Origin of the sequence: Paenibacillus sp. FSL L8-0641, assembly GCF_038006265.1 — a bacterium.
Lineage (GTDB): Bacteria > Bacillota > Bacilli > Paenibacillales > Paenibacillaceae > Paenibacillus > Paenibacillus polymyxa_D.
This window is the reverse complement of the sequence record NZ_JBBOUW010000001.1, coordinates 1,358,815-1,375,675: the sequence shown is the minus strand read 5'-3', so window position 1 is coordinate 1,375,675 and position 16,861 is coordinate 1,358,815. Positions and strand designations below refer to the sequence as shown.

13 protein-coding genes are annotated in these 16,861 nt (G+C 47.0%); 1 reads left to right on the top strand and 12 read right to left on the bottom strand.

The features are described 5' to 3' along the window. Positions 1-2: 2 nt before the first annotated feature. The 12 genes from MKY16_RS06165 to thpR all read right to left on the bottom strand — a co-directional run bounded on the left by MKY16_RS06165 (position 3) and on the right by thpR (position 15,679). On the bottom strand, positions 3-1,340 hold the full coding sequence (locus MKY16_RS06165; RefSeq protein WP_039269528.1) for an O-antigen ligase family protein: 1,338 nt from the start codon (positions 1,338-1,340) through the stop codon (positions 3-5). A gap of 10 nt (positions 1,341-1,350) precedes the next feature. Continuing rightward, complete coding sequence (locus MKY16_RS06160) at positions 1,351-2,286, bottom strand: glycosyltransferase (protein ID WP_039269526.1); 936 nt, start codon at positions 2,284-2,286, stop codon at positions 1,351-1,353. Next, on the bottom strand, positions 2,286-2,984 hold the full coding sequence (locus tag MKY16_RS06155) for a sugar transferase (RefSeq protein WP_013309152.1): 699 nt from the start codon (positions 2,982-2,984) through the stop codon (positions 2,286-2,288). The genes MKY16_RS06160 and MKY16_RS06155 overlap by 1 nt, the downstream gene beginning before the upstream one ends. 16 nt (positions 2,985-3,000) lie before the next feature. Further along, complete coding sequence (galU, locus tag MKY16_RS06150; protein ID WP_013309151.1) at positions 3,001-3,894, bottom strand: UTP--glucose-1-phosphate uridylyltransferase GalU; 894 nt, start codon at positions 3,892-3,894, stop codon at positions 3,001-3,003. Between the two features lie 39 nt (positions 3,895-3,933). Continuing rightward, entirely contained in the window at positions 3,934-4,572 is a 639-nt protein-coding gene (locus tag MKY16_RS06145) for a CpsD/CapB family tyrosine-protein kinase (RefSeq protein WP_340954615.1), read from the bottom strand. After that, entirely contained in the window at positions 4,556-5,299 is a 744-nt protein-coding gene (locus MKY16_RS06140) for a YveK family protein (RefSeq protein ID WP_029516190.1), read from the bottom strand. The genes MKY16_RS06145 and MKY16_RS06140 overlap by 17 nt, the downstream gene beginning before the upstream one ends. Positions 5,300-5,580: 281 nt before the next feature. Next, complete coding sequence (locus MKY16_RS06135) at positions 5,581-6,219, bottom strand: response regulator (protein WP_165144639.1); 639 nt, start codon at positions 6,217-6,219, stop codon at positions 5,581-5,583. A 116-nt stretch (positions 6,220-6,335) separates the two neighbouring features. Then, positions 6,336-7,973, bottom strand: coding sequence for a sensor histidine kinase (locus tag MKY16_RS06130; RefSeq protein WP_029516188.1), 1,638 nt, complete (start codon positions 7,971-7,973; stop codon positions 6,336-6,338). Between the two features lie 315 nt (positions 7,974-8,288). Then, positions 8,289-12,887 (bottom strand): glutamate synthase large subunit, encoded by a 4,599-nt coding sequence (gene gltB, locus MKY16_RS06125; RefSeq protein ID WP_322251283.1) that lies wholly within the window; start codon positions 12,885-12,887, stop codon positions 8,289-8,291. Between the two features lie 463 nt (positions 12,888-13,350). Continuing rightward, positions 13,351-14,034, bottom strand: a complete 684-nt coding sequence (locus MKY16_RS06120; RefSeq protein WP_340954612.1) for a metal-dependent hydrolase — start codon at positions 14,032-14,034, stop codon at positions 13,351-13,353. A gap of 155 nt (positions 14,035-14,189) precedes the next feature. After that, the gene (locus MKY16_RS06115; RefSeq protein ID WP_029516185.1) at positions 14,190-15,002 is read right to left on the bottom strand and encodes a cell wall hydrolase; all 813 of its coding nucleotides are present in this window, start codon (positions 15,000-15,002) and stop codon (positions 14,190-14,192) included. A 101-nt stretch (positions 15,003-15,103) separates the two neighbouring features. Next, on the bottom strand, positions 15,104-15,679 hold the full coding sequence (thpR, locus tag MKY16_RS06110) for an RNA 2',3'-cyclic phosphodiesterase (RefSeq protein WP_340954609.1): 576 nt from the start codon (positions 15,677-15,679) through the stop codon (positions 15,104-15,106). Between the two features lie 225 nt (positions 15,680-15,904). Between thpR and MKY16_RS06105 the strand changes: the two genes are divergently transcribed. After that, the gene (locus MKY16_RS06105) at positions 15,905-16,861 is read left to right on the top strand and encodes a D-2-hydroxyacid dehydrogenase (protein ID WP_029516183.1); all 957 of its coding nucleotides are present in this window, start codon (positions 15,905-15,907) and stop codon (positions 16,859-16,861) included.

The following is a 16,861-nucleotide window of genomic DNA, read 5'->3' as shown; positions in this document are numbered from 1 at the left end:
TATCACTTCTCTTTGCGAAAATCGGTTTGAGTAGATGTCTGGTATAACGCGTTTAAATACCAGCAAAATGGAATAATCATCTGAACCGTCGACAACGTATTATCTGAAAACGAGTAGATCAGAAAGCCTGCAATTAAGCTTGCAAAATAAGGTTTGATAGACTTGGCAAGCGACCGGTAAATGAGAGCGAACACGATCAGCAATGAAAGCATTAATAGCCCGCAACCGATATATCCCGTGTCAAAATAAAAGCGAATATACTCATTATGCGGTACAACGAAACCATTGAATAACGTCCCGTCGTTCGCAACCGTTACCGCGCCAAGACCTCTACCTGACCAAGGGTAATCATGTACTCTGTTCAAAAAATATTCCCATGCCTCCGAGCGTCCCGACAGGTCAATGCCTGTATCGGTCTCCCGTTCGAAGGAGCGTTTTTTTAAATTGTTCCATTGCAGGGCCACCGCCCCCAGAGCAACCAAAAACGATCCGGCCAGCGGTAGCAAATAATTGACTTTCCCCTTGAGGTACTGACGGGCAATATCAAACAGATACACAGCAAACATTAATAACAATGCCAGAATCGGTCCACGTGTACCGGTGGCGATCAGAATCAAAAAGTTCAGTGCCAACACTGTGTAATAAAAAGCGGCTTGCTTGGGTTTGCGCTTGACCTCAATTAGAGAGACGGCAATTCCGAGAAAGGAGAGCATTGCCAGATGCGGCGGTATATTCGCTCCTTGTACTCTGACTGCGCCCGTAAATTCCACATCCGTAAACGAATGCAGCCCTAGAACCTGCAAACCCAGCCCAATGACCACACTAATAATTGGCAACAGACTGATCAGTCGGATATGCTTTTCTGCCACATCCTTTTTCCACTGGATCAGTAAAAAAAAGAAAGGGAGTGATAAACCGACGAACGCCTTGACGGCAATCGAGGTCGTTAACAAAGGCATCCATGCTGAAAATCCAAATGTGATCCCCAGCATGATCACCAATGCCCAGACCGGATAGCTGAACTTGAGACGTATGCCATACACGAGCATGCACGGCACCAGCAGAGCCAAAATGCCCAATTTGTACAATGACAAAATCTCAATACCGAACACGCCGCCCTGATACAGAGAATCGACTGAGACTGCTGTACTTAGCAAAACAGCATAGCTGATGCGCTCCGGATGATGGATAGAAACAGCCAGCAAGAGCAGTAAACATACCGCCGCAATACTGACCACCGGCTGATAGGTAGCCGCAATTCCTACAGCAAGAGCGCCCAGTAGAAAAATAAAAACATGCTGTATGGTGTTTATTCTAGTAGTCCAAGGATAGTTACTCATGTTCCATCTTTCACCCCGCAGCTGACTCGCTTTTCCGGTTGCGCAGTGTATCCAGCGTCCCACGGATACTTTCAAGCCTGCACCGGTTCAACAGCTTCCTGCCCTCACTACGTGCCAGCAGGGAATCCGCCGTGATGTATAACACTTTGGCTGCCGTCTTCGCCATCAGCATCGCGTTGCCGCGCAGACCTACGGCCTGAGCAGCGTTAGACATGCCCTGACAATAGTAGCGGTTCATGATCCATTCTTTCGTTAACCGTGAAGCCGGCACAAAATGTTCCACAGACATGTGTGGATGATACATAATCGTTCCACCATTTTTACGGATTTGCTCGAATACCCACGATTCTTCACCAGATAGAAGGATATCTCCCTTTCTGCCTAGATGAAGCGGGAACATAACGGCGGCAAAAGCCGTTTTGCGCATCGCCATATTCGCTCCGAATGGATTCAGTCCCGACGGGTACTCACGAACGGCTTTGCCCAAATCAATAATCGTGTAAGGCAGTTCAAGCGGGCCTGTCAGCCAACCCGGTCGTTCCGTCTCAAACATAGGGTCAATTTTCCCACCCATAGCCGTCAGCTCAGGATTGTTCCCGAATGCCGACATAATCGTTTGCAACCATGTAACACACGGAATTGCATCATCATCGAGAAAAGCAATGACTTCCGCTCTTGATAACGTAATACCTGCATTACGAGCTGCAGACAGTCCTTGCTCTCGCTCATAATGATATCGGAGATGGATATTCTGACCATGTGCGACAGTGAACCTTTTGATCGTCGCCGCTGTATGATCGGTGGACCGATTATCGACCACAATGATCTCAGCCAGTGCGAGGTCTTCCAGCTCCAGCAGGGACATTAACGTTTTTTCCAGCAGATCCGCCCGGTTATAGGTGCAAATAACGACGGATACTGCGGGACATCGCTTGAATGCATCCATCAATAAGCATCCTTGGAGAACAGCATTTTAACGCCTGTTTTCATGATGATTTTCAAATCGAGCCACGTATTGCGTACATGAATATACTTCAAATCCATTTGCACCATTTCTTCGAAGCCTACACTGTTACGTGCGCTCACCTGCCAGTAACCCGTACATCCCGGTGTTACAATCAGGCGTTGCTTATCATAATCGGAATATTGCTCGACCTCGCTGGGCAACGGCGGACGCGGACCGACTAAAGTCATGTCGCCGACCAACACGTTCCACAGCTGCGGAATCTCATCAATACTCGTCTTGCGCAGAAAACTACCAATTTTCGTGATCCGAGGATCGTTTTTAATTTTGAACATGGCGCCGCTCACTTCATTCAGCTCCATCAAGTCCTTTTTCAATTCCTCAGCATTGGACACCATTGAACGGAATTTATACATATCGAATAACTTCTCATTCTTGCCCACCCGAGTTTGCTTGAAAAACACGCTTCCCTTTGGGTCTTCGAGCTTAATCAATACGCCTACCACTACAAAAAGCGGAAGCAAGACGATCAAGCCCACGAACGACAGCAGCATATCAAGGAGGCGTTTTGTGACCAGGTAGGACGTTTTATCCTGAATTTGTGTATTTCCGTATGGCATGTAAAACGCTTTACCTGACATGACAGCCTCGCCGTCCTCCGGTAAATTTTCCATGCTCATGCTGACGTACCCCCTCTCAACCTGCCGTGGTTGCTTTCTCGGTCTTTTTCAACCATTCATTCATAGCCTCCATAACCGGATACTTCAAATCATCGCTGGCAAGTGCAAATTCAAGTGTGGTTAAAATATATCCAAGACGCTCACCTACGTCATAGCGTGTGCCTTCAAAATCATAGGCGTACACACGCTCACTCTGATTCAGCTTTTGGATCGCATCCGTCAACTGAATTTCGCCGCCAGCTCCTTTTTCCTGAAGATCAAGATATTTGAAAATTTTCGGTGAGAACACGTAGCGACCCATAATAGCCAAATCGGATGGCGCTGTGCCTGGAGCTGGTTTTTCTATAAAATTATTCACTCGGTACAAGCGTCCGTCCTGCTGATCCGGTTCAATGATGCCGTACCGGTTCGTAAATTCCTGCGGTACCCGCTGCACACCGATAACCGAATTTTGTGTTTCCTCATACTGATCCATCAGCTGGCGCAGGCAAGGCTTCTGACCTGTTACGATATCATCGCCCAGCAGCACACCAAACGGCTCGTCCCCGATAAAGCGTCTTGCGCACCATACCGCATGTCCAAGACCTTTGGGTTCTTTTTGGCGAATGTAGTGAATTTCCACTCCCGAAGAACGCTGTACTTCCTCCAGAAGCTTCAGTTTTCCGTCCTCGAGCAGTTTTGACTCCAGCTCAAATGCGTTGTCAAAGTGATCCTCAATGGCACGTTTGCCTTTACCCGTAACGATAATAATGTCCTCAATACCAGAAGCAATTGCTTCTTCCACGATATATTGAATCGTAGGCTTGTTGATAATTGGAAGCATTTCCTTAGGCATCGCTTTGGTGGCAGGGAGGAAGCGCGTACCTAACCCTGCTGCTGGAATAATGGCCTTTTTCACTCTTTTCGTCATCGCACTCATTCTCCTTGCTTCATCGAATTTTGGTGTTGCTTACTTCACCTGATTCATCACAATTCCAACCAGCGTCGCACTGGCCTGCTCCATGAGTTGCTTTGTTTTGCGCAGATCTTCCCGTTTGGTACGACCATGTTTAGCAACGAGAATCACACCATCTGTCAAACCTGCAATCAGGCGAGCATCCGTATAATTCAGCGCCGGAGCTGAATCGAGTAAGATGATGTCATATTCACGTTTGAGCTCTTCCAGCAGCTCAGCCATACGTTCGCTACCGAGCAGATCCGCTGCGTTGTACAGGGTGTCTCCACCGGGAACAACCGATAGCTCCAGGCCACCATGCCTAACGATAGACTTGGAAGAAGCCCCACCGCGCAAATAAGCCGATAGACCTCCGGTACTCTCCATTCCGAATATCTCGTGCAGCGCTGGTTTATGCAGATTGCAATCCACCAGAGCCACCTTCTTGCCTTCTTGCGCAAAGGAAACTCCGATGTTGGCGAGCAGTGTTGTTTTACCCGCTCCGCTTTCCGGCGAGGTCAACAATAGAACCGTCCCACGGTCCTTTTGTCCAATCACCTGCTGCCGAATGTATGTACGGAGGGATCGAAATGATTCCGAGATATACGATGATGGATTACTTTCTGTAATCAACATGTCATTCAATCGCAGCATATTTACGCTCCCCTACCCGTTCTTTGGAATTTCCAGCTGCTCCATCGATGTCCTTCTTGCGAATGACTGGAATCGATGCAATTACCGGAATACCGATGTCTGCGTCTGCCTCTTTTTCCGAGCGCAGCGTGCCGTTAATGCTTTCCAGGAACACAATCGTGCCCAATGCAATCATCAGCGATACGAGAAAACTAATCGCAATATTCATGAGCGGGTTCCCATTAATCGGGTCAGGATTGGCCTGAGGATCCGCTTCATTTAAAATTTTCACATTATTCAATTCCATCAATCCCGGAACCGTCTGTACGAATTTCTGGGTAACCGCGTTTACAACCGCTGCGGCCTGTGGATAGCTCCCTGCCTCAAACGTCAAACCGATAACCTGACTTTTATCCGAGGATTTAATCTGCAGCTTTTCTGCCAACTTCTGCTGTGTCAAACCGAACTCGGGATGAGTCGCTACAACAGCGTCCATAATTTTAGGTGAAGTGAGAATTTGCTTGTAGCTTTCCACCAAATTAAGACTTGTGTTGACGTCGTTCAGATTGTTGCTCCCCTGCTTGGCGGAAATATGATTAACCAGCAGTTGGCTTGAAGCGGAGTAGACTGGCTTCACGACATTGTCGCTCACAAAGTATGTTGTTACACATGAGAGAATGACAAAAATCGCAATCAGCCACAATCTTCTTTTAATCAGGACTAGATAATCCAAAATGGTTTTCTCCACAAAAATCCTCCCTCCTATACAATTTCTCTTCATATTTAAGTATGACTTTATTGTAACAATTGGCTCTGTGAACGACATGGAACCGAATGGCACTTTCTCCCTCACTACAGGGGGAGGGAAATGTATACTTTCGGATACGGCATGGTATACTTTTGTACCATACATTGTTGATTATGGAAAAAGAAATCGAAAAAAGCCTCAAAATCACAAAAATTGGTGATTTTGAGGCTTTTCATTCCACTCGCATATGAAAGTGCAATGCAACTTATAGAGTCAGCGCATCATACAATGTTTGTTGGCTCGTACTTCGCCAGACCAATGGCATTGGCATACAACGCTGCCTGCGTGCGATCCGCCAGCCGCAGCTTGGCCAGGATCTGACTGACATGCTTTTTGACTGTAAACTCACTGATAAATAATCGGGATGCAATTTCACGATTGCAAGCTCCTTGTCCCAACTCGACCAGCACTTCCTTTTCCTTTGGCGTCAGGTCGTCCGTCAGATTGCCCGCATCTTCACGCAGCTTGTTTTCGAGAATAGCCGGATCATAATATTTGCGTCCTTTGTTGACAAGATGAATCGCGTAAATTAGTTCCTCAGGCAACGCTTCCTTAAGCACATAACCGTCCACGGAAGCTTCCTCTGCTTTCAGAAAATCTTCACGTGTTGCGGAAGAGGTCAGCAAAATAAATTTACTTCTGAAACCACGTCCGCGCGCTATCTTGATAATATCCAGCCCTGATTCATCAGCTAGTTTCAAATCCAGCAGCACCAGATCCGGATCCGTTTCCTCAATCACCACAAGTGCTTCCTGTTGATTCTGGGCCTCTCCCGCAAACTGAACATTGGGCTGCATGGATATAACCGCAGCGAGTCCTTTCCGTACTAAAGGATGATCATCGACAATGACAATTTTCATGATTCGGCCTCCTGTCTACAGTTCAGGATTTGCATAATCCCTATGTATCCGATTGTTACCGCAGATTTTGTATTGCAGAATGTTCACACATTTTATTCGAGAATTTTGCAAAATCCTCATTCATAAGCATTTACCGGAATGGACAATCGGATCTGTGTTCCTTCTCCGATTCGACTTGAAATATCAAATTCGCCTCCCATCGATTGAGCTAAATATTCCATATTCATCATGCCCAGGCCCCCGCCTGCACTGACCGCCTCACCTCCTGCTACCATTCTCGCCGTCTCAAACCCTACTCCGTCGTCATGAATAGACAGTCTAATCACTTGGGGCGTCAATTTTAACTTCACATCAATTCGCTTGGCCAATCCATGACGGATTGCGTTCCCCGCCGCTTCTGAAATAATGCGGAACAAAGCCTTTTGGTACAAATAGGGAAGTGAATAATGATCACCATGAATGTCAAAATCAATTTGTACATGGTTCAGCTTGGATAGTGTATGCAGATGACTTTTAACCGTCCCTAACCAAGTTGAGCCTCCGCTTTTTTTCGAGCTTAGACTATGAATCGCCCCTTTCAGCTCTCTAACCGCTTGGTTGGCAGATTGCTGAATTAGATCAATTTGCTCCTCCACCTGCTCCTTTGGCTGATGACACCAAGTTTGCCGGAGAGAATGCGTTGCGTACACAATACCAAAAAGACTTTGAGAAACATTGTCATGCATTTCATTTGCAATCCGGTTCTGCTCATTCGTCACAATCAATTGATTCTCAATACGCTCCAGCTCATAGCGCTCCAAAAACACAGCACTCAGCTCAGCCAAGAATATCAGTTGTTGCACGAGCCAGCGTCTTCCTGTCAGACTTTGATCCGGTCCCAGCTTGAGGCCAATCGTCGCTACAAAGCGGGTCGTCATCGGTACGGTGATCATGAGAAAGTCGCCCCATTCTGGCAGATGTCTGAAAAATGGTTCGCGTTCTTCCCTGAACTCCTCCCGGTAATTCTCCAGTTCCTCGAATAGCTGCTCTTCCTCCTCCACCGTCCAGCCTGTCTGGCTGCTTGCCGGTGCATCCTCCTCCTGACTATCCAGCCAGAAAAATGCACGGCTCTGCTTGGTAAGCTTGACAGTGTAATCCGAGATGACCTGACCCAGATTTAATGCCTCATTATGGCTGGTCGTCTCCATGATGTGGTAAATCGACTTGATATGATCCATCGTCTCATTGGCTTGTTCTTTAGCCACCTTCAGTTCGTCCTTCATGACGCCGATAACCTGCATTGCCATCGTGGTTACGATCAATACCAGAAACAAATTAATGTTCTGCAATATAAGATCCCACAAAAAATATTGACCTGGTGTAAAAAAGATATAACAAAATGTAAGCACCAAACCGATATAAGAAAGTAGGAGCGTCCAGCTGTACCTCATAGATAGATGAGCACAAGCTACCAGCATGGGAGTAATCACATACCATTTGAACGGGCTATTTATCCCTCCGGTCGGGAATAACAACAAAATGATCCCTGCTGTTTCTAGTGCAATACTACATTTCAATACCATATCATGAAGTCTGTATTTACGGTAAATCCAAGTAAATGCTGTAACGGATAAAAATAGAAAACCAATCAGTAACAGCTTCTGCCACACGATTAATCTAGATGATTCGAACAGAAAAACAAGTGACGTTAAAGATAGTGATACATAACGGTATAGAAAAATCATTTTGTCTTCTGCTGACTTCCTCAACTTCATCCTGTCACCCTATTCTGTGTTTTGAAGGGACGATGGGCATATTAGGTTTGTGTACTCTAAAAAATCATAACCAATCCAAAAATAAATAACAAGACACAAACTCTTACGTAAACGGTTACATTCCAAAAAATTTGGTACTTTTTATAACATATTTACCGTTTCAGGAAAACATTTTGGGGGTAATGTCAGAATTTATGACGTTTGTCAAGGAAATAAATCACATTTTAGCGACCTAAAAAAGACTTGCTGGTACCACTGTGATTATCACAGCGGTATTCAGCGAGTCCTTTTTTAGTGAACCTGGTAGTCTACATTTTAGCCCCCGGCACGTGCTAATTCACGCATATTGGCTTCAAATGCTGCCAATAGAGCTTCATCTCCGCTCAAACCAGTTGCCTCTTCTTTTTGGATCTGTTCAACCATACGCTTGTAATCCTTTGGAATCACTCGTACAAACTGCTGAATCGCAGTCTGCCAATCATCCAAAATACGTTGTCCCGCTTCACTACCCGTGTAAGTGACATGGCGTTGAATCAAGCCACGCAACTCCGCTGCTTCTGTAGGTTCTTCCACACCTTCCAGCAACACCATTTCCAGATTACAACGGCTCAGGAACGTCCCCTCAGGGTCATAGACATATGCAATACCTCCGGACATTCCAGCTCCAAAATTCCGTCCGGTTCCACCCAATACAGCTACACGTCCGCCTGTCATATATTCGCAACCATGATCTCCAACGCCCTCAACAACAATACGTGCGCCGGAGTTCCGAACGGCAAAGCGCTCGCCTGCGATTCCGCTAATGTAAGCTTCACCGCTGGTCGCTCCATACAAGGCTGTATTTCCGATAATAATGTTCTCTTCTGCCTTAAAGGTCGCTTTGTGAGACTTTTTCACAATAACCTTACCGCCAGATAGCCCTTTACCGACATAGTCATTGCTATCGCCTTCCACGCTCAACGTGATGCCTTTCGGAATAAATGCTCCGAAGCTCTGACCTGCCGATCCAATAAAGTTAAAGCGAATCGTATCCTCAGGCAGACCCGCCGCTCCATACTTACGGGTGACCTCGCTGCCCAGAATCGTCCCTACCGCCCGATTCACGTTTGTAATAGGTAAGGTACCCTCAACAGGCGTTCCGTTCTCCAACGCTTTCGCAGCCATCGGTACGAGCTGCTGCATGTCGAGTGTTTCTTCCAGACCGTGGTTTTGGCGTTGTACACGGTAACGTACACTACCTTCTTCCAACTCAGGAACATGCAACAGCAAGCTCAGGTCTACGCCCTTCTTCTTCCAGTGCGAATCGGCGTTCACGGTATCCAGGCAATCCGTACGTCCAATCATTTCCTGAATCGTACGGAAGCCCAATTCCGCCATAATTTCACGGACATCTTCTGCAATAAAACGCATAAAATTCACCACATGGGCAGGATCGCCCATATAATTTTTGCGCAGCTCCGGATTCTGCGTAGCCACACCAACCGGACATGTATCCATTTGGCATACCCGCATCATAATACAGCCCAACGCCACGAGCGGCGCTGTAGAGAAGCCGTATTCTTCCGCGCCCAACAGGGCAGCTACTACCAAATCGCGGCCAGACAGCATCTTGCCGTCTGTCTCCAATACTACGCGGTCGCGCAGGTTGTTTAGCATCAGCGTCTGATGCGTCTCCGCCAGACCCAGCTCCCAAGGCATACCCGCATGACGAATGGAGCCTTGCGGAGAAGCGCCTGTACCACCGTCGTAACCGCTGACTAGAATAATGTCAGCACGGCCTTTAGCTACCCCTGTAGCAATCGTACCTACGCCTACCTCTGACACCAGTTTCACGTTAATGTCAGCACGCGGATTGGCGTTTTTGAGATCATAGATGAGCTCTGCCAAATCCTCGATAGAATAAATATCGTGATGCGGCGGTGGTGAAATCAAACCTACTCCTGGCGTAGAGCCACGGACCTCAGCGACCCAAGGGTACACCTTACGTCCTGGCAGTTGTCCACCTTCGCCCGGCTTCGCGCCTTGCGCCATTTTGATCTGAATTTCGTCGGCATTCACCAAGTAATTCGATGTTACACCGAATCGGCCCGATGCTACCTGCTTAATCGAACTGCGACGAGAATCACCATTGGCATCCGGTATGAAACGTGCAGGGTTCTCCCCACCTTCACCCGTATTGCTCTTGCCACCGATCCGATTCATCGCAATCGCCATATCTTCATGCGCTTCCTGACTGATCGAGCCAAAGGACATGGCTCCTGTCTTGAAGCGACGCATAATGGATGCAGCGGATTCCACTTCATCCAGCGGCACAGGCTCACCAGCAGGCTTCAATTGAAGCATGGAGCGAATCGTCAAATACTGTTCAGATTCACCCTGTACCAGCTTGGCGTATTTCTTGTAAAGCTTGTAGTCTCCCGAGCGAACCGACTGCTGGAGCAAATGCACCGTTTGCGGGTTAAACAAATGCTCTTCCCCATCGTTACGCCATTGATATTCGCCGCCCGAATCCAGCACTTTGTCGTTGCCGTCCTTGTCGGTGAAAGCACGATTATGATGAACCAGCGCTTCGATAGTCACTTCCTCCAGACCAATACCGCCAATGCGGGAAGGTGTCCAGGTGAAATAACGGTCAACAAAATCCTGTTTTAAACCTACGGCCTCAAAAATTTGCGCCCCACGGTACGACTGAATCGTGGAAATACCCATTTTGGACAATATTTTAACGACACCCTTCGTTGCCGCTTTAATATAATTTTTAACTGCCTTTTCGTGCGAGATGCCGCGCAGCAAACCCTGCTGAATCATGACATCCAGCGTTTCAAAAGCCAGATACGGATTAACCGCACTCACACCGTAGCCAAGCAGCACCGCATAATGGTGAACATCCCTTGGCTCGCCGGACTCCAGCAAAATACTTACACGTGTGCGGGTACCCTGTTTAATCAAATGGTGATGCAGGCTGGAAACAGCTAGCAACGCCGGAATGGCTGCATTCTCCGCATCCACTCCACGGTCGGACAAAATCAGGATGTTATGACCTTTGTCAATGACACGGTCAGCCGCCTCAAACAATCCTTCCAGCGCCTTGCGTAAGCCCTCAGCACCTTCCTTCGCTTCAAAGAAGATCGGAATCGTCATCGATTTGAAGCCTGGACGGTGCACGTGGCGAATTTTGGCAAACTCCTCATTCGATAGCACCGGCGAATCCAAACGAATCTGGCGACAGCTTTCCGGTTCTGGATGCAGTAAATTGCGCTCTGGTCCAATCGTAGTTGCGGTTGACGTTACAATCTCTTCACGAATGGCGTCAATCGGCGGGTTTGTGACTTGGGCGAACATTTGTTTAAAGTAATTGTACAAACGTTGCGGACGATCAGACAGCACCGCCAATGGTGCGTCGTATCCCATTGAGCCAATCGGTTCTGCACCTGTAAGTGCCATCGGCTCCAGAATTTTGCGCAGTTCTTCAAACGTATATCCAAAAGCGAGCTGAAGCTGATTTACATTTTCATGTTTAGGCTCCGGCTGTTCTAGTGCTTCCGGCAGCTCATCCAAATCAACCAAGTGCTCATCCAGCCATTGCTGATAAGGTTCCTCGGAAGCAATACGTTCCTTTAACTCTTCGTCAGAAACGATACGGCCTTCTTGGGTATCAACCAACAGCATACGACCCGGACGGAGACGATCCTTATAGAGCACATTTTCAGGAGCAATATCCAATACACCCGCCTCTGAAGACAGTGCGATCAGATCGTCCTTGGTCACATAGTAACGTGCAGGACGCAGACCGTTGCGGTCGAGAATCGCCCCGATTTGGATACCGTCTGTAAACGCCATTGCAGCAGGTCCGTCCCACGGCTCCATCATAGTGCTGTGATATTCATAAAATGCCCGCTTCTTCGGGTCCATGGTTTCATGCTTGTTCCAAGGCTCCGGCACCATCATCATGGCTACATGAGGAAGGGATCGTCCGCTCAGATACAGAAACTCCAGCGTATTATCAAACATGGCTGTATCCGAGCCATCTGGGTTAATGACGGGTTTTACCTTCTTAATGTCTCCGCCAAACGCTTCGCTTTCAAACTGCGCCTGACGCGCATGCATCCAGTTCACATTGCCGCGCATCGTATTAATTTCACCGTTGTGAATCATAAAACGATAAGGATGCGCACGATCCCAGCTCGGGAACGTATTCGTACTAAAACGGGAATGGACCAGCGCGATCGCTGATGTCACCCGCTCATCCTGCAAATCCAGATAAAATTTACCTACCTGCTCGGTTGTCAGCATTCCTTTGTATACAACCTTGCGACAGGACAAACTTGGAATATAGAACGACTCACCGTTCTCATCCTCTTGGTTATAGCGAATAGCAAGCTCTGCACGTTTGCGAATGACATACAGTTTCCGTTCGAAGTCCAACTCTTCCTTCAAATCGCTACTGCGACCGATGAATACCTGACGCACACCCGGTTTAGCTGCTTTTGCCGATTTACCCAGCATTTCGTCATAAGTTGGAACATCGCGAAAACCCAAACAATTTTGACCTTCGTCCACGATGATATCTCTTAGCTTCTGCTCATGCACCTCACGAACTTTTGGATCATTGGATACAAAAAGCATACCCACGCCATAATGTCCGGCCTTTGGCAATTTGAAGCCCAATCGCTCCGCTTCCTCTTGAAAAAACAGATGAGGGACCTGAATCATAATCCCTGCTCCGTCACCGGAGTTAGGTTCACTTCCCTGACCGCCCCGATGCTCCATATTCACGAGCATGGTCAAAGCCTGACTTACAATATCGTGCGATGGTTTTCCCTTGATGTGGGCAACAAAGCCCATGCCGCAGGCGTCTTTTTCGAATTGGGGATCATATAATCCCTGTTTGGGTGGTAAACCTGTCTGTCTCATGGAACGCAACCTTTCTGTTATAAAGTCATGCTGGCCTGAAATACAGGCGGCCGAATAGAAGACAGTGGCAACAAGAGGTAACTCAAAGAACAACTACGAGGAATGGGGGACAAAACATGTGACGTATTCAAGGCGGTACGGTCCACCGAATGCGTATGTTTTTCAATAATTATGCAATGGCTTGACTTGAAAAATACGTCGATTCCACTGATGAATCTAATTAGTTCTATCATTTTATCATTGACCTATCATGTTAGCAATTCAAAGTTTTTATGATTGTGATAATAAATCTTTTACATTACAGCTTCAACGTATCAATGCAAGTTTATCTCATTTTTATGTATAAATATTCACTTTTAAAAAACAACCTTTCCTATTCCTCTAAGGAACAGAAAAGGCTGACAAAGGAGATATGATAAGTTTATAAGCAATCTAGTGTATTCACGCAAATCAGATATCCGTATTAAAATTCGAGACTTTCGCCGGGCTTCAACGCTTTCCCTTCAATGCCTTCTTTGTGCAGACGATCACAGAAGCCATCTCCGTCCTGCTCAATACCCGGGAACGTATTGTAATGCACTGGTATTACGCGACTTGCACGCAGCCATTTTGCTGCCAGCAGTGCATCCTCCGGTCCCATCGTATAACCATCTCCGATCGGCAATACCGCAGCATCGATGGAGTTAGTCTCCCCAATGAGACGCATGTCGCCAAACAGACCAGTATCCCCTGCATGGAAAAAGGTTCGGCCTCCCATGGTCAATAAAATTCCCGCTGGCTCTCCCATGTAAATGGGTTTTCCGTCCACCGTCAAAGATGAGCTGTGGAACGCAAGTGTGAATTTCACATGGAAACCGTCAAAGTGGTGACTCCCACCCAGATTCATACCGTGAGCTTTAGCCCCCAAGGATGAACAATATTCGGCCAGTTCCGCGACCGCGATTACTGGACAATCATTGCGCTTGGCAATTTCAACAGCATCTCCAAAATGATCGGCATGACCGTGTGTCAACAACACGGCATCCACCTGAATATCCTCGGCCTGTACGGTTGCTTTAGGATTTCCCGTCAAAAAAGGATCAATAATAATCCGTTTCCCCTCTGCCTCTACCAGTACAACTGAATGTCCATAATATGTGATTTTCATATCATCTACGCCTCCTTTGTCACTTTCATTATTTGGGTTACTTTCCTTTACCTATTATACCTCTTTTGCATACTGGCTTCACCTGTACCACAAAATCCGTTCACAAAGCTGAACCCTATTGTTTAGAAAGGGCTGTTATTTGTAGAAGGGTGCCTTTATTTATAAAAGGTATGATGACCGATCGTTTTCACCTTGGTACGGGAATGATGAACCGTAAGGTCCTGGGCCAACGTAAGCGACAGGAAAAAACAGGTGTTATCAGGCACGGCTTTATGGCCGTTCAAAGCAGCAGTAACCGCACGAATGCTGTCCTGGTTGGGCTGAACACGACGAAGACGCCCGTTCGCGACCGGACTAAATTGCGCTTTTTGATAAATCACTGCCTGAATCGTATCGGGAAATGGGGCTGACCGCAGCCGGTTTAAGACAACGTTGGCAACTGCCACTTTGCCTTCGTACGGTTCGCCTTCTGCTTCTGCCATCACTATTTTTTGCAGCAGGAGCAGTTCTTTAGCGGAGACAGTATAGCTCCAGGTAGACAACGCCTTGTCATCCTGCGTGAGCATTTTTGTCTTCGTAAAGTAGATGGTTGTAGGAGGGGTTAGGATTGCGGACTTGCTATGCTGGACCTCAGGCTTTTTCTTGCCTGTAGCAACGTTATTCCGAGCTTGTTCCGCCTGCTTCATCTGGGAAGCGGGTAACGGAGTCGGCATGATTTCTTTCCAGCTTGGCTGCCCATGAGCAGCAACAAAGATGGGGCTTGTCCTGTTAGACCCTTTATGGGTCCCCATCCTGTCGCCATATGTAGGAGCTGCAGAGTTCCCTGACCAGCTCAGAGAATGCATGGATGCATTTTTATGATTATTCTGTGTTTGCTGAACCTCAGCGTAGAGGCCTATCCCCAATATACAAACAAGCAGCACACTCAAAAGAGGTGCAAACCAACGATGTTCTTTAATAATTTCCATAATGTTCCTCCCGTTAACTTAAGCACATTCCTCAGATATGTAACCCAAAATGCGCTTTTTGAATAACGCTGAAACACTATATCACTAAATTCGCTGATAGATCAAGGGTTTCGCCTCATTAATGGGAATGTTTGAATTATTTGGTACATTGGTTTTTGACCCAATCGTGTTGCATATAAAACAAATTCTCCCACTTCCCAAGGCCCGCCGCTTCGGTCATTTGGCTGCCACACAGAAGCTGGAACGGGCTGTCCCCCTGTGTACGAACGTGCTACGGTGATATGAGGCCAATAAGGTCTGTCCTCAGGTTTAAAACCAAGGGGTTTGGTAGCACGAAGTATAGACTGATATAGCTGCTCTAGCGACTCTCGCTGTCCAGTCACTCCTTTCCAGAGTACACGTGGAAATTCTTCACGGCCAAAAAAACCTGCTTCTCCAATGCCAAGTGTGAACGGGTGATGCTCAGCTGCCGCTTGAACTAAAACCTGCTCAAGTTTCGGGATAACCGAGGTCTCCACATCACCCAAAAACTGAAGTGTCACGTGGTAATCTCTGAAATCAACCCATTTGCGAAAAGAAAGATCATTCAAATCCTGCTCCACCCAATGATGTAAGTTCTTCTTGTGCTCATTTGGGAGAGCAATAGCTGTAAAAAGTCTTTGCGATTCATCTTTCATCAACCTTTACCTCCTTTGCTATAGATATTTGTGGATATCTCAAAAGCAGCTGTTTGGATTGTCCCTAATCAGGGTAAAGCCATTTGTTGTTATATATAGTGACACCGCGAGCTCGTTTTTATCCTTCTTATGCAATTTTTTCAGCAATCTGTTATTCTTGAAAAGATGGTTCGCCAGAATATATTGGAAACTCCAAGGAATTAAAAATCGAGGAGGCTATGAACTATGGGAAACATTTTAAGCTTACATCAACTGACGGAAGAGCAAAAAAAACAAGTTCGTGCAGCGGCTTCGGGCTACGAGTTGATTATTGGCAAAGCTCAGGAATTAGAATCTAAACAAATCCGGGAAGCCGAGATTATTCTGGGCTGGTCCAAGCATATTGCCGAAGATGCATTACATCCAGACAGCAAGCTGAAGTGGATACAAACCTGGTCGGCTGGGATTGATAAGCTACCGCTTACCGAATTGGAGAAGCGTAACATTTTACTCACGAATACGAGTGGTGTGCATGCCATTCCAATTACAGAGCAGATCTTTGGAATGCTGCTATCGCATACACGTTATTTACAGCAAGCAGCTCTCTTGCAGCGTCAGAAAACATGGCAACCACCGAAAGGCCAACTGACGGAATTACGTGGCAAAACACTGTTGATTACAGGCGTTGGCGAAATTGGCCGTGAAACAGCGCGGATTGCAGAATCCTTTGGCATGCGGGTAATCGGAGTCCGGCGTTCTGGTAAGGAAGCTCCGCATGTAGAGCATATGTATACTAACGAACAACTACACGATGCATTGGGAGCAGCGGATATCGTGGTAAATATATTGCCATTCACCAAGGAGACCCACCACTTCTTTGACGAAAAAGCATTTGCAGCTATGCGTAAGGGAGCCTTCTTCATTAATGTAGGTCGCGGTGGAACCGTTCATACGGATGCGCTTGTACGCTCTTTGGAGCAAAAGCATATTGCCTTTGCCGGACTGGATGTATTCGAGGAAGAACCACTACCTGCGTCACATCCACTATGGAGTCTGGACCATGTTTTGATCACACCGCATATTGCAGGCGATACGGACCGATACGCCGAACGAGCGGTAGATATTTTTCTTACTAATTTGAATGCCTATGCCGCTGATCAGGAACTGCCGTTGAATTTGGTTAACTATAAAACTCAGTATTAA

Bases quoted from the DNA above. Each gene is read 5' to 3' on its own strand.
- MKY16_RS06165 (WP_039269528.1), bottom strand. From the start codon at position 1,340: ATGAGTAACTATCCTTGGACTACTAGAATAAACACCATACAGCATGTT.
- MKY16_RS06160 (WP_039269526.1), bottom strand. From the start codon at position 2,286: ATGGATGCATTCAAGCGATGTCCCGCAGTATCCGTCGTTATTTGCACC.
- MKY16_RS06155 (WP_013309152.1), bottom strand. From the start codon at position 2,984: ATGAGCATGGAAAATTTACCGGAGGACGGCGAGGCTGTCATGTCAGGT.
- galU (WP_013309151.1), bottom strand. From the start codon at position 3,894: ATGACGAAAAGAGTGAAAAAGGCCATTATTCCAGCAGCAGGGTTAGGT.
- MKY16_RS06145 (WP_340954615.1), bottom strand. From the start codon at position 4,572: ATGCTGCGATTGAATGACATGTTGATTACAGAAAGTAATCCATCATCG.
- MKY16_RS06135 (WP_165144639.1), bottom strand. From the start codon at position 6,219: ATGAAAATTGTCATTGTCGATGATCATCCTTTAGTACGGAAAGGACTC.
- MKY16_RS06130 (WP_029516188.1), bottom strand. From the start codon at position 7,973: ATGAAGTTGAGGAAGTCAGCAGAAGACAAAATGATTTTTCTATACCGT.
- gltB (WP_322251283.1), bottom strand. From the start codon at position 12,887: ATGAGACAGACAGGTTTACCACCCAAACAGGGATTATATGATCCCCAA.
- MKY16_RS06120 (WP_340954612.1), bottom strand. From the start codon at position 14,034: ATGAAAATCACATATTATGGACATTCAGTTGTACTGGTAGAGGCAGAG.
- MKY16_RS06115 (WP_029516185.1), bottom strand. From the start codon at position 15,002: ATGGAAATTATTAAAGAACATCGTTGGTTTGCACCTCTTTTGAGTGTG.
- thpR (WP_340954609.1), bottom strand. From the start codon at position 15,679: ATGAAAGATGAATCGCAAAGACTTTTTACAGCTATTGCTCTCCCAAAT.
- MKY16_RS06105 (WP_029516183.1), top strand. From the start codon at position 15,905: ATGGGAAACATTTTAAGCTTACATCAACTGACGGAAGAGCAAAAAAAA.